This window comes from Sphingomonas sp. BL-S-25, assembly GCF_055521555.1.
Window position 1 is genome coordinate 4472805 of record NZ_CM145486.1, and the last position, 13935, is coordinate 4486739.

Annotated in this window: 11 protein-coding genes; 4 read left to right on the forward strand and 7 right to left on the reverse strand. The window is 65.5% G+C overall.

What is annotated here, in order from left to right:
* Positions 1–45 precede the first annotated feature (45 nt).
* From dnaE to ACZ1H8_RS21640, 5 genes are all read right to left on the reverse strand, one after another.
* Positions 46–3519 (reverse strand): DNA polymerase III subunit alpha, encoded by a 3474-nt coding sequence (gene dnaE / locus ACZ1H8_RS21620; protein WP_465179306.1) that lies wholly within the window; start codon positions 3517–3519, stop codon positions 46–48.
* Positions 3520–3624: 105 nt separating this feature from the next.
* Positions 3625–4104: a glutathione peroxidase gene (locus tag ACZ1H8_RS21625; protein ID WP_465179307.1), complete on the reverse strand. Its 480-nt coding sequence runs from the start codon at positions 4102–4104 to the stop codon at positions 3625–3627.
* A gap of 6 nt (positions 4105–4110) precedes the next feature.
* Positions 4111–4785, reverse strand: coding sequence for an ABC transporter ATP-binding protein (locus tag ACZ1H8_RS21630; protein ID WP_465179308.1), 675 nt, complete (start codon positions 4783–4785; stop codon positions 4111–4113).
* Positions 4778–6028, reverse strand: coding sequence for a lipoprotein-releasing ABC transporter permease subunit (locus ACZ1H8_RS21635; RefSeq protein ID WP_465179309.1), 1251 nt, complete (start codon positions 6026–6028; stop codon positions 4778–4780). The genes ACZ1H8_RS21630 and ACZ1H8_RS21635 overlap by 8 nt, the downstream gene beginning before the upstream one ends.
* 518 nt (positions 6029–6546) lie before the next feature.
* Positions 6547–9027, reverse strand: a complete 2481-nt coding sequence (locus ACZ1H8_RS21640) for a TonB-dependent receptor (protein WP_465179310.1) — start codon at positions 9025–9027, stop codon at positions 6547–6549.
* A 271-nt stretch (positions 9028–9298) separates the two neighbouring features.
* Here ACZ1H8_RS21640 and ACZ1H8_RS21645 point away from each other — a divergent pair, with 271 nt between their 5' ends.
* Positions 9299–9775 carry an Hsp20 family protein gene (locus ACZ1H8_RS21645; protein WP_465179311.1) on the forward strand — a complete coding sequence of 159 codons (477 nt, stop codon included), beginning with the start codon at positions 9299–9301 and terminating at the stop codon, positions 9773–9775.
* Positions 9776–9887: 112 nt separating this feature from the next.
* Here ACZ1H8_RS21645 and ACZ1H8_RS21650 read toward each other — a convergent pair whose 3' ends face one another.
* Positions 9888–11519 (reverse strand): CTP synthase, encoded by a 1632-nt coding sequence (locus tag ACZ1H8_RS21650; protein WP_465179312.1) that lies wholly within the window; start codon positions 11517–11519, stop codon positions 9888–9890.
* A 109-nt stretch (positions 11520–11628) separates the two neighbouring features.
* Positions 11629–12036 carry a preprotein translocase subunit SecG gene (secG, locus tag ACZ1H8_RS21655; RefSeq protein WP_465181447.1) on the reverse strand — a complete coding sequence of 136 codons (408 nt, stop codon included), beginning with the start codon at positions 12034–12036 and terminating at the stop codon, positions 11629–11631.
* Between the two features lie 241 nt (positions 12037–12277).
* Here secG and ACZ1H8_RS21660 point away from each other — a divergent pair, with 241 nt between their 5' ends.
* From ACZ1H8_RS21660 to argC, 3 genes are read left to right on the forward strand one after another with little or no spacing between them, the layout of a single operon-like run.
* Positions 12278–12631 carry a MarR family transcriptional regulator gene (locus tag ACZ1H8_RS21660; protein ID WP_346246051.1) on the forward strand — a complete coding sequence of 118 codons (354 nt, stop codon included), beginning with the start codon at positions 12278–12280 and terminating at the stop codon, positions 12629–12631.
* Positions 12632–12650: 19 nt separating this feature from the next.
* On the forward strand, positions 12651–12947 hold the full coding sequence (locus tag ACZ1H8_RS21665) for an SH3 domain-containing protein (protein ID WP_465179314.1): 297 nt from the start codon (positions 12651–12653) through the stop codon (positions 12945–12947).
* The gene (gene argC, locus ACZ1H8_RS21670) at positions 12944–13888 is read left to right on the forward strand and encodes an N-acetyl-gamma-glutamyl-phosphate reductase (protein WP_465179315.1); all 945 of its coding nucleotides are present in this window, start codon (positions 12944–12946) and stop codon (positions 13886–13888) included. The genes ACZ1H8_RS21665 and argC overlap by 4 nt, the downstream gene beginning before the upstream one ends.
* The last annotated feature ends 47 nt before the right edge of the window (positions 13889–13935 follow it).

The window sequence follows — 13935 nt, forward strand, 5'->3', positions numbered from 1 at the left end:
GTCGAGAGAGGCGACGACCGCCGGGCGCGCGTCACCGTCAGGCGGTCATGCCGCGACCGCCAGCATCGCGTCGGTGCTGCTGAACCCGGCGCCGACCACGCCGGGGATTGCGCGGATGCGGCTGACGATCTCTTCGTCCAGGCGGAAGTTGCGGCCCAGCACCATCTCGGCCTTGCCCTGCCCGTCGATCGGCGCCCACAGCCGGACGATGCAGCGCCCGCCGCGCGCCCCGCCGATCGTGTCCGCCAGCTGCGGCAATGCCGTCGCCGCGGCAATGGTCACATCCAGCATCATCCGCGCCGATCCGGCAATCGATTCGAACGACTGGACCCGCTTGATCGCGACGCGCGGCGCATCCTCGCCCGGACGCTTGTCGAGCTCGACGGTCAGGATCGCGCATCCGCCGGCGCGGGCGCATTCCTCCATGTCCTTCGCCACCAGCTCGTCGAAGCAACTGACCGGCACCTGCCCGCTGGTGTCCGAAATCGTCGCCATCATGTAGCGGTTGCCGCGCGCCGAGGTGCGCCAGCGCGCATCCTCGATCAGCGCCGCAACGGTCGCCCCGGCGCGCTGGCCCTCGGGGATCTGCACCTCGCTTAGCATCGTGATCGGCCGCGCGCCCTGACTTCGCGCCAGATGCTGGTAGCGGTCGAGCGGATGGGCCGAGAAATAATAGCCAAAGGCATCGCGCTCGGCGGCGATCCGGTCGGCGAGCGACCAATTGGCGCTTCGCGGCAGCGAGATGCCGCCGCCGCCCGGCTCGGACTCGCCGAACAGGCCGCCCTGGCCGCTGGTCCGGTTGGCATGGGTGCGCTGGGCGACTGCCAGGATCGTCTCGGCCGCGGCATGGACCCCGGCGCGATTGGGCTCTATGCTGTCGAACGCACCCGCCCCGGCCAGCGTCTCGACCTGGCGCTTGTTCAGCAGGCGCGGGTCGACGCGGCGGGCGATGTCGTCGAGCGAGACGAAGCGGCCATGGCGCTCGCGCTCCTCGACCAGCTGCTCCATCGCGCCCTCGCCCACGCCCTTCAGCGCGCCCAGCGCGTAGCGCACGACCAGCCGGTCGTCCTTTTCCTGCACCATGAAATCGGCGACCGATTCGTTGATGTCGGGCGGCAGGCACTCGATCCCCAGCCGCTTCATGTCGTCGGCGAAGATCGCGAGCTTGTCGGTCTGATGGATGTCGTAGCACATCGACGCGGCGAAGAACTCGTGCGGATAATGCGCCTTCAGCCACGCCGTATGATAGGCGAGCAGCGCATAGGCGGCGGCGTGCGACTTGTTGAAGCCGTAGCCGGCGAACTTGTCGATCAAGTCGAACAGCTCGTTTGCCTTGGCGGCCTTGATGTCGTTCTTCGCGCAGCCCTCGACGAAGATCGCGCGCTGCGCGTCCATCTCCGCCTTGATCTTCTTGCCCATCGCGCGACGCAGCATGTCTGCGCCGCCCAGGCTGTAGCCGGCCAGGATCTGCGCCGCCTGCATCACCTGTTCCTGATAGACGAAGATCCCGTAGGTCTCGGCCAGTATGCCTTCGAGCAGGGGGTGCGGATAGACGATCTCCTCGCGCCCGTTCTTTCGCGCGCCAAAGGTTGGGATGTTGTCCATCGGGCCCGGGCGATAGAGCGAGACGAGCGCGATGATGTCGCCGAAGTTCGACGGGCGCACCGCCGCCAGCGTTCGCCGCATGCCCTCAGATTCCAGCTGGAACACGCCGACCGTGTCGCCGCGCTGGAGCAGCTCGTACACGCCGGGATCGTCCCAGCCGAGGCTCGCCAGGTCGACCTCGATATGCCGGTCGGACAGCAATTCGACCGCCTTCTGCAGCACCGACAGCGTCTTGAGGCCGAGAAAGTCGAACTTCACCAGGCCGGCGCCCTCGACATATTTCATGTCGAACTGGGTCACCGGCATGTCCGAACGCGGATCGCGGTAGAGCGGAACCAGCTGCGCCAGCGGCCGGTCGCCGATCACCACGCCCGCGGCGTGGGTCGAGCTGTGCCGCGGCAGGCCCTCCAGCCGCATGCACAGGTCGACCAGGCGGCGGACATCGTCCTGGCCATTATATTCGGCGACGAACTCGCTGACGCCGTTCATCGTGCGTTCGAGCGTCCAGGGATCGGTCGGGTGGTTCGGCACCAGCTTGGCCAGCCGGTCGACCTGGCCATAGCTCATCTGGAGCACGCGCCCGACGTCCTTCAGCACCGCGCGCGCCTTCATCGTCCCGAAGGTGATGATCTGCGCCACATGGTCGCGGCCATATTTCTCCTGGACGTAGCGAATGACCTCGCCGCGCCGGGTCTCGCAAAAGTCGATGTCGAAGTCGGGCATCGAGACGCGCTCGGGATTCAGGAAGCGCTCGAACAGCAGGCCCAGCTTCAGCGGATCGAGATCGGTGATCGTCAGCACCCAGGCGACGACCGAGCCGGCGCCCGAACCACGACCCGGCCCCACCGGAATCCCCTGAGCCTTGGCCCATTGGATGAAGTCGGCGACGATCAGGAAATAGCCGGGGAAGCCCATCTGGATGATGACGTCCAGCTCGAACTGAAGCCGCTCGCCATAGGCCTTGCGCTCGGCCTCGTCGGTGACGCCGGCCTTTTCCAGCCGTGCCTCGAGCCCCGCCCAGCTGCGTTCGTGCAGCATCCGCGCCTCGCCCTCGCGGTCGCCGGCAAGGCTGGGCAGGATGGGCTTGCGCTTGGGCGCCATATAGGCGCAGCGCTGTGCCAGGACGAGCGTGTTGGCGATCCCCTCCGGCAGGTCCGCGAACAGCGACTTCATCTCGTTCGCCGGCTTCATCCAGGCATCGGGCGAACTGCGCGGGCGATCGTCGCTGGTCACGTAGCTGGAATTGGCGATGCACAGCATCGCGTCATGTGCCTCGTGGAAGGTCTCCTCCGCGAAACAGCAGGGATTGGTCGCGACCAGCGGCAGGTCGCGCGCATAGGCAAGCTCCAGCAGCTTGCGCTCGGCCTTGCCCTCGACCTCGTCCAGCCGGCGGGTGATCTCGACATAGAGCCGCTTGGGAAACAGCGCCTCCAGCCGGTCGGCATAATGATTGGCGGCGCTGTCCTGTCCCTCGGCGAACATCCGGGCGAGCCCGCCCTCCGCCCCGCCGGTCATCGCGATCAGCCCCTCGGTCCGCCCCTCCAGCGCGGAGAAGGGCACGTGCGCATCCTCCTCGATCGGCCGGTCGAGATGCGCCGCGGACACCAGGTCGCACAGGTTGAGATAGCCGGTCTCGTTCTGCGCGAACAAGGGCAGCCAGTCGATCACCGGCTTCACCCCGTCGGGCATGTCGGGGCGCATCACCGCCAGCAGCGTGCCGATGATCGGCTGGATGCCCGCCTTCGCGCAGGCGTCCGAAAAGGACATGGCGGCATAGAGGCCGTTGCGATCGGCCAGGCCGACCGCAGGGAAGCCGAGCTCCTTGGCCCGCTTGGCGATCGCCTTAGGATCGATCGCGCCTTCCAGCATCGTGTAGGAGGAAAAAACGCGAAGGGGCACGAATCCGGAATGCATGCCCGATCCTAGGGATTCCCCGTCCGATTTGCCACCCCGCCGGGCGCTCGGCGCGTGGGTTTCGGCGCAGGAAGCCGTGCGCGAAAATCGCCCCGGCGGTGGCGGTCAGAGCAGCTTTTCGATGTCCTTCTCGATATCCTCGGGCTTGGTCGTCGGGGCGTAGCGGTCGACCACCTTGCCGTCGCGATCCACCAGGAACTTGGTGAAGTTCCACTTGATGCCCTCGGTCCCCAGCACGCCGGGCGCTTCCTTCTTCAAATGCCTGAAGATCGGCGCGGCATCGGGGCCGTTGACGTCGATCTTGGCAAAGACCGGAAAGGTCACATCATAGGTCAGCGAACAGAAGGTCGCGATCTCCTGTGCATCGCCCGGCTCCTGCGCACCGAACTGGTTGCAGGGAAAGCCCAGCACCTCGAATCCGCGATCGGCGAACTTGCGATGCAGCGCCTCCAGCCCCTCATATTGCGGGGTGAAGCCGCATTTGGAGGCGGTGTTGACGATCAGCAGCACCTTGCCGGCATGGTCCGACAGGTCGGTCTCGCTGCCATCGGCATTGCGCACGAGAATGTCGGTGATTGCGGTCATGACGGCCTACTCCAGATGCCCCTCATGCAGGCGTACCACGCGGTCCATACGGGCCGCCAGCCGCTCGTTATGGGTGGCGATCAGCGCGGCCGATCCCTGCTGGCGGACCAGGGACAGGAATTCGCCGAGCACCTTGTCCGAGGTCGCCTCGTCCAGATTGCCGGTGGGCTCGTCGGCCAGCACCAGCAGCGGGCGATTGGCGAGTGCGCGGGCGACGGCGACGCGCTGCTGTTCGCCGCCGGACAGCTGGCTCGGCCGGTGCGTCAGGCGATGGGCGAGCCCCAGCGCGGTCAGCAGCGACTCGGCCTGGGCATCTGCCTGGGCGCGGGTGGCGCCGCGGATCAGCTGCGGCAGGACGACATTCTCCAGCGCGTTGAAGTCGGGCAGCAAATGGTGGAACTGATAGACGAAGCCCAGCCGGTCGCGCCGCATCGCGGTGCGCGCCGGGCTGTCGAGCTGCGCCGCCTCGGCGCCGTCGATGCGGATCGATCCTTCGAACCCGCCCTCCAGCAGGCCGACCGCCTGGAGCAGAGTCGACTTGCCCGAGCCCGACGGGCCGAGCAGCGCAACGACCTCGCCCCGGTTGACGGTCAGGTCGACGCCGCGCAGCACCTCGATCCGGTGATCGCCTTGGGTAAAGGCGCGGCGCAGGCCGCGCGTCTGGAGGATCGGCTCACTCATAGCGCAGGACCTGTACCGGATCGGTGCTCGCCGCCTTCCAGGCCGGGTAGAGCGTTGCGAGGAAGCAGAAGGCCATCGCCATCAGGCAAATGCCGATCGTCTGGAACGGATCGGTCTTTGCCGGCAGCTCGGTCAGGAACCGCATCGACGGGTCCCAGACGTTCATGCCGGTCGCCAGCCCGATCAGCTTCACGACATATTCGCGGAAGGTGATGAACAGGAAGGCGAGCACGCCCCCCGCCATGACGCCGAAGATGCCGACCGTGGTCCCCACGGTGATGAAGATGCGCATCAGCCCGCCGCGCGTGGCCCCCATGGTCCGCAGCACCGCGATGTCGCGCGTCTTGGCGCGCACCAGCATGATCAGCGACGACACGATGTTGAACGCGGCGACGATCAGGATGATCGACAGCACGATGAACGAGACGACCCGGTCGATCGTCAGCGCCTCGAACAGTTCCGAGTTCATCGTCCGCCAGTCGACGATCTGCGCCTGGGCCTGAACCTTGGGCTGGAGCGGGGCGAGAATGTCCTCGATCTTGTCGGGATTGTTGGTCTCGATCTCGATCGATCCCACCGTGTCGCCCATGAGCAACAACGTCTGGGCGTCCTCGATCGGCATCACCACGAACGCCTTGTCGTAATCATAGACGCCGATCTCGAAGATCGCGCCGACCGTGTAGGACACGATTCGCGGCATCGTCCCGAAGGGCGTCGAGGCGCCGGCGGGATTGAAGATCGAGATCTTGCTGCCGACGGTTGCGCCCAGTTGCTGCGCCAGCCGCGACCCGATCGCCACGGTCTCGCTGCCCGGCTTCAGCGAGTCGAGCGAGCCGACGACCTGATTCTTGGTCAGCGTCGGGTTGTTGCGAATGTCCTGCACCCGCATGCCGCGCACCAGTGCGAACTCGACGCGGCCACCCATCGACGCGACCAGCGGCTGTTCGATCAGCGGGGTCGCCGAGACGATGCCGGGGGTCTTCTCCGCATCCTCGATCACCTGGCGCCAGTCGCGCAGTTGCCCGCCGAATCCCTGGACGATCGCATGGCCGTTCAGGCCGGTGATCTTGTCGAACAGTTCGGCGCGAAAGCCGTTCATCACGCTCATCACGACAATCAGGGCGGCGACGCCCAGCATCACCGCGACGAGGCTGAAGCCGGCAACGACGGCGATGAACGCCTCGCCGCGGCCGGGAAGCAGATATCGCTTCGCGATCATCCGCTCATAGCGAGAAAGCAGCATGTAGGTGGCCAGAGTCCCGAGCCGGAGTAATCCTGCCCCGCTCTATGGCAGGTTCGCGCGCCCTTGCAATTGCGCAAGCCGACGGCGCCCCTGTTGCCGAACGGACACAGGGTCACGCCAATCTGAGTCACATCTTCGCATTCCCGGTGACAAAGCGCTCGGCCCACCGTAGCAAACCAACATCGAAACGCAGGCAACGGCCGTGGTTCGGGGAGGTCCGAAGTCCCGCTCGTAGGCAAGTACGGGCGCGTGGGCTGAGGATCTTACTAAGGGGGCTGACGAGGCATCGTCACGCAGGCGCTCGGGCTGGAAACAGTCCGAGCGTTTGCCGTTTCAGGACCCTCTCTTCTTGTGTTTACTTCCTCTCGACTGAAGGCGGCGTACCCGCAGGCGCCACGCCCTGTCCGCAAAATGCACAGTCGCACACGCAAAAGGAGGGAACTGCGCGGGCGGCAGCTCCCTCCCCTCGACCTTCCCCGGCCATGGCGGAAGGCCAAGCACATTCCATGGCGGCGGGCTCAGAACCCGAGCTTGATCGTGCCGCCCCAGGTTTGCGGATCGCCCAGCTGAGCCGAGATCAATCCCGTGTTGCCCGGCGTGACGGCCAGCGATTCGAAGTAATTCTGGTCGAAGGCATTGCGGACCCAACCGAAGATATCGAACTGGTCGGTGCGGAAACCGATGCGGAAATTGTTGATCGAGTATCCGTCGATGTCCGTGTAGATCGACCGCGAGGCGTTCCACGAGAATTTGGACCGGTAATTCCCGTCATAGCCGAAATAGGCATGACCATCCCGACCCAGGATCTTCGCCGGTAGATTGTACTCCGCACCCCAGGAGAAGGACCATTTGGACACGCCCGGCAGCCACTGACCGGATACGTTGCAATTGGCCGGGCTGTTGGCGCCGGGCGTCGCCGGAGGCCCGACCGGGGTGCCGGTACCGCCACCCGCCAATTCGGGCGGGCAAGGGGCATCGACGAACTTCACGAATTCGTGATCGGTCAACGCCCCGCTGAGATAGGTGCTGAGCCGGTCGCTGGGACGGAGGCTGAAATCGGCCTCGATCCCGCGTACGCGGACCTTCTCGGCATTGGCGAGATAGCCGCGCAGAACGTTGCTGCCGCTGACGTTGCTGATCACGCTGGCCTGGAAATCCTTGATCTCGGTCCAGAAGCCCGCGAGATTCAGCGTCGCGCGCCGGTCCCAGAACTGGGTTTTCAGACCGACCTCGAAATGGTCGACCTTTTCCGGCTTGATCTGCGCGACATCCAGAGCGGGGGTGCCGTCGGCGCGGCTGGGAACACCGTTCAGGTTGATCCCGCCCGTCTTGAACGAGCGCGCATAGGTCGCATAGGCGAGAATGTCGGGCGCAACCTTGTACGACAGGTTGATGTCGTAGGACAGGTTCCAGTCGCTGAAGTCCGGCTCGAAGAACTGCGAGGCCTGAGTACCGCGCTGGGCCGCGGTCCACGGATCATTGTAATAGGGGCTGGCGGGGTTGCTGCTGACGATCTGACGCGTGCCATCGGAGGCAGTGCCGGTCACGACCGAGTTGTAGAGCCCTTCCTTCTTGTCGTAATTGATCCGGATGCCGGGCGAGAGGGTCAGCGCGTCGGTGATCTTCCAGTTGACCTTGGCGAAGCTGGCCAGGCTGAGATTGTCCAGACGGATGTCGTTCTCCGCGATGATGCCGTTCAGCACCGCCGGGTTGCGCGACAAGGCACTGCTCGGCGCAAGCAGCCAGGCGCTGGCCGCCGGGCCGGTCTCCTGCACACCGCTCGTGCGAATCTGCTGATAGAAGCCGAAGGCGCCGACGACGAAGTCGAGCGGGCCCGCGTCGAACGCGTAGCGGACTTCCTGCGTATACTGATCCTGCTTCGTCGGGTTGTTCACCCGGGTGTAGATCGGCAGGCCGGTGAAATCGCGATCGTTCTTCGGGCCCCAGTCCCAATAACGCCAGGCCGTGACCGAGGTCAGCGTGCCGGGACCCAGATCCCATTCGACGCGCAGCGACGCGCCGCCAAGCTCGTTGCGTGCGGCCAGTTCGGCGTCGAGATCGGTCAGGCGGTCGAACGGATTGGTGCTCGGCACCTTGTAACCCGGGAACAGCGCGGTCAGCGCCGCATATTGCCGGTTGGCCGCGCGCTGGGTCGTCCCGACGCGAGCGTAGATCTGGCCGCAGCAGATCGGGTCCTGGACGTTGAAGTCGCCGGAGAGCGTGATGCGCAGATCCTCGGTCGGCTTCCAGAGCAACGCGCCGCGCAGGCCGAGATTGTCCTGCGAATTGATCCAGCTGCCCGAGGTGACATTGTAGATGGTGCCGCGGCGATCTGTACTCGCGAGGCTGATCCGCGCGGCGAGCGTGTCCGTCAGCGGACCGGAAACCGACAGCTTGGCCTGCTTAAAATTATAGTTGCCGAGCGACACTTCCGCCCTGCCCTCGAACTCGAAGCTGGGCGCACGAGTCGTGATGTTGATCGCACCGGCGGTCGTGTTCTTGCCGTATAGCGTGCCCTGAGGCCCGCGGAGCACCTCGATCTGCTCGACATCGACGAAGTCGAGCGTCGCGGATGCGATGCGGTTGTAATAGACCTGATCGACATAGACGCCGACGCCCTGTTCGAACCCGTCATTGGTCAGACCGAACGGCGCGCCGATGCCGCGAATGTTGATGAAGGTGTTGCGCGGGTTGGTCGAAAAGAACTGCAGGGTCGGCTGAAGCTGGGTCAGGCGATTGATGTTGTAGGTTCCCTGAGACTCCAGCGTCTCGCTGCCGATCACGGAGATGGCGACGGGCACGTCCTGCACATTCTCCGACCGGCGGCGCGCGGTGATGACGATCTCGGTGCCATCGCGGTCCTGGACTTCGTCCTCGACCGGCTGCGCAGTCGGATCCGAGGCGGCCGTCGACGCAAGCGGTTCGTCGCGCGGCGGCTGCCCCATCGCCGCCGGTGATGTCGTTGCAAGCAGTGAAAGTGCGAAACCCGCGATGCTCATCCAAACTCCCCTTTGGAAACCTCTCGCGATTAAACTCCACTATTCAGATGGGATTAGTCGATAAAGTAAAACTTTGCGAGGATGAAGTGCGCCACTTCCCTGCATTCGAATCCGTCAAGCAACGGAAAACAGGCGATTAAAAATCCCCTTGAAACCGCGCGACTGCGTTCCGAAATATCGATCGCGGCGCCGAAACGGGCCGCGTTTATCGGCCGGGCGCCTCGTTGAAGGGCTCGGCAGGACGTTCATGTTGCTCATTGGAGGATTTGAAATGCGTCAGTTCGACTTTACCCCGTTCCGCCGCTCGACCATCGGGTTCGACCGGCTGTTCGACATGCTGGAGGCCAGCGCACGTCAGCAGGCTTCCGAAAACTATCCGCCCTTCAACCTCGAGCGCGTCGCGGACGATCGCTATCGGATCACGCTGGCCGTTGCCGGCTTCAAGTCCGACGAGATCGACATCACCGCCCAGCAGAACCTGCTGGTCGTCGCCGGCAAGAAGGCGGAGAACGAGAATAGCCAGGGCTCGTATCTGCATCTCGGCATCGCCAACCGCAGCTTCGAGCGCCGCTTCGAGCTCGCCGACTTCGTCCGCGTCGACAGCGCCGATCTGGCCGATGGTCTGCTGACCATCGAGCTGGTTCGGGAAGTTCCCGAAGCGATGAAGCCGAAGAAGATCTCGGTCGGCAGCGGTTCCACCACCGCCACGCCCGAGGCGATCGAGCACCAGTCTGCCAAGGCAGCCTAACGCTCGCGGCGTCTCCCTCCCTTAGACGCCGCTGAGGGGCGCCCGGACCGATGGGTCCGGGCGCTTTTTCCTTGCGCTAAAGCATGACGCCGCTCGATCGGCGGCGGGAGAGTTAGACCAGGCGCGACTGGCGCACCGCCGCCTCGATGAAGCTGGCGAACAGCGGGTGCGGCTCGAACGGCTTGGACTTCAGTTCCGGGTGGAACTGGACGCCGATGAACCAGGGATGGTCCGGCCGCTCGACGATTTCGGGAAGCATCCCGTCGGGCGACATGCCCGAGAAGACCAGCCCGCCGGCCTCCAGCACGCCGCGATAGCGGGTGTTGACCTCGTAGCGGTGACGATGACGCTCGGAAATGTCGCTCGCCTGATAGATCGAGCTGACGACCGAGTTGCCGGCAAGCTTCGCAGGATAGGCGCCGAGCCGCATCGTGCCGCCCAGGTCGCCGCCCTGTTCGCGGGTCTGCAACCCGTCCTTGCCCATCCATTCGGTGATCAGGCCGACGATCGGAGTCTCGGTCTCGCCGAACTCGGTGGTCGAGGCATGGTCGAGGCCCTGCTCGCGCGCGCCCTCGACACAGGCCATCTGCATGCCGAGGCAAATGCCGAGAAAGGGCACGCCGCGCTCGCGCGCGAAGCGCACGCTGGCGATCTTGCCCTCGCTGCCGCGCTCGCCGAACCCGCCGGGGACCAGGATCGCATGCATCGGCTCGAGCTGCGAGGCGATCTCGGCCTCGTCACCCTCGAACAGCTCGGCGTCGAGCCAGCGGACATGCACCTTCACCTTGTTGGCGATGCCGCCATGGACCAGCGCCTCGTGCAGCGACTTGTACGCATCCGGCAGGCCGACATATTTGCCGACCACGCCGATCGTGACCTCGCCCTCCGGGTTCAGCACCCGCTCGACGATCTCGCTCCAGCGGTCGAGGCGCGGCGGCAAACCGGGCTCGATCCCGAACGCCTTGAGCACTTCCTGGTCGAGACCCTCGGCATGATATTGCAGCGGCACGCCGTAGATGGTGCTGGCGTCGAGCGCCGGGATCACCGCTTCCTTGGGGACGTTGCAGAACAGGGCGATCTTCGCACGCTCGCTGTCCGGCAGCGGCTGCTCGGAGCGGCACACCAGAACGTCGGGGGACACGCCCAGTGCGGCCAGCTCGCGCACCGAATGCTGGGTCGGCTTGGTCTTCAGCTCGCCCGCAGCGGCGATATAGGGGACCAGGGTCAGGTGGACGCTGACCGAATTGCCGCGGCCCAGATCGTTGCGCAGCTGGCGAATGGCCTCGATGAACGGCAGCGACTCGATGTCGCCGACCGTCCCGCCGATCTCGCACAGCACGAAGTCGAGACCCTCGGTATCGGCCTGGGCGAATTCCTTGATCGCGTCGGTGACGTGCGGAATGACCTGTACGGTCGCGCCGAGATAGTCGCCCTTACGCTCGCGGGTGATGATCTGCTGATAGATCCGGCCCGAGGTGACATTGTCCGACTGGCGAGAGGCGACGCCGGTGAAGCGCTCATAATGGCCCAGGTCCAGATCGGTCTCGGCGCCGTCGTCGGTCACATAGACTTCGCCGTGCTGATAGGGGGACATCGTGCCGGGGTCGACGTTCAGATAAGGGTCGAACTTGCGGATGCGGACATTGTAGCCGCGCGCCTGAAGCAGCGCGGCGAGCGATGCCGCCATGAGACCCTTGCCGAGCGAGGAGACCACGCCGCCGGTGATGAAGATATACCGCGCCATGGGGTAAAACGCCTAGCTTGAATGGACGCGCGCCGACAAGCTCTCGAATCGAGCGTCGGCGTTCGTCAGGACAGAAAACTCCCCCGCGTCACCGCGGGGGAACGAGCGATCAGAGGCGGAAAGCGTCCGCAGCGTTGGACGGCGCGGTGCTGTCCGCGGGTGCCGTGCCGGGCGCCGGCGCTGCGCCGGGCGCCGGAGCCGCGCCGGGCGCGGGCTGAGCCGGAAGGTTGCCCGGGAGCGCCGGAGCGGCAGCCGCCGGAGCGCGCTGACGCGAGGCGTCGATCGTGGTCGACTGGCGATTGGCGGCCAGGACCGCCAGGACGATGCACAGCACGATGAAGGCGGTCGCCAGGATCGCGGTCGCCCGGGTCAGGAAATCCGCAGCACCACGTGCCGACATCAGGCCCGACGGGCTGCCGCCCGAGGTCAGGCCGCCACCTTCCGACTTTTGCATGAGGATCACCGTCACCAGAAGCGAGGCGACGATGAACTGAACGACGAGCAGGAAAGTGAACAGCATTTCGAAGCGCGGACCTTTTGCGGAAAGGCGCGACATAGTGGAGGGGGCCGCGACGATCAACCGTCCTCGACGCGCCCGCCCGGTCCGCACCGGTTCGTCGTGCGCGAAACGACCCGTCGTGCAGGGCCAACATTTCGGCTGCGGACTGAAACTTGCTCAGATTATGCGCGTTGTCAGAAAATAGCCCGGCCCGTGCCGGTCCCGTGAAGCCTAGAGTAGAGTAACGCCCGTGAACGCCATGCCGGACCCCTCGCTCGCCTCGTGGAAGAACACGCTGATCGATTATGTTCGATCGGGTGAGCCCGACCTGACCAACCGACAGATGGCGCTGCTGCTGCTCGTCTATCTCGACCCCGGACCGCACACCGTCCGGGGACTTGCACGGGCGCTGAATGTCTCTAAGCCCGTCGTGACGCGCGCCTTGAACAGGCTGGGTGCCCTCGGCTATCTGCGCCGCCAGCGCGATGACACCGACAAGCGTAACATTTTCGTCGCGCGCACGACTGAAGGGGCTGATTTTCTTGCAGAATTCGGGCATTTCCTCGCCGGGGGCAGCATCAGCGAGCCTGTCATCCGTCGGGGCAACGCGTAAGCGTTTCGCACTGACCGGCGTGTCGCCGCGGATCGATCCGCGAGTCGATGCCGTGCGGCCCGATCTGGCGGATATCCGTCTGGCAGACCGTGTTTTTGCACCGCATTACGCGGCCCCCCTGCCCCGCGTCCTGGCCCGCCCCATCGCGCTTCGCGAAGGGCCCAAGGCCGAGTCGCCGGTGATGGTGGAGTTGAACGCGGGCGAATCGTTCGACGTCCTTGAATTCGCCGGCACAAACGCGTGGGGCGTTGCCCCCGGTGCCGGACTGGTCGGCTATATCGACGCGGCAGCGCTGGAATCAGGTTCAGGCAAATGAGCATCCGTGTCTTCATCGACGGCGCCGTCGGCACCACCGGCCTCGAGATTCGCGAACGGCTGGAAGGGCGCAGCGAGATCGAGTTGATCACGCTCGACGAGTCGGCGCGCAAGGACGTGACGATGCGCCACGATGCGCTGAACGCGGCGGACTTCGTCATCCTGTGCCTTCCCGATGACGCCGCGATCGATGCGGTCGCGATGATCGAGAATGGCCGGACGCGCGTGATCGACGCATCGACCGCGCACCGTGTCGCGGACGGCTGGACTTATGGCTTTGCCGAACTGGAGCCGAGCCAGACCGCCGCGATCGCCCAGGCGCCGCGCGTCAGCAATCCCGGCTGCTATCCCACCGGATTTCTGGCGCTCGTCCGGCCGCTGATCCGTGCTGGCCTGATCCCGGTCGATCATCCGCTGAGCGTGAATGCCGTCTCGGGCTATTCGGGCGGCGGCAAGTCGATGATCACGGAATTCGAGGACGTGCAGTCGCCTGGTCACACCGACACGGCGTTTCGCGCCTATGGCCTGGGCCTGGCACACAAGCATGTGCCGGAGATGCAGAAGCATGCCCGGATCGAGCATCCACCGATCTTCATGCCCGCGGTCGTTCGCACCTATCGCGGCATGGTCGTCGAAGTGCCGCTGGCGCTGCATGCGCTGCCGCGCAAGCCGTCGCTGGCGACGATCGAGACGGTGCTGGGCGATGCCTATAAGGACAGCCCGGTGGTAAAGGTGCTGCCTGCCGAGGACATGGCGACCCTGTCGGTCGAAGCGGATGCCGGGACCGACCGGCTGACGCTTCGCGTGTTCGGCAATGCCGATCGCGGCCAGGCACGCCTGGTCGCGACGCTGGACAATCTGGGCAAGGGTGCCGCCGGGGCCGCGGTGCAGAACCTCAACATCATGGCCGGCTTCGACCAGACCGCCGGCCTGGTGCTCTGAGCCGGGCAGGATCGTCCGTCGCCGGATAGCCCGGCTATCCGGCGTAC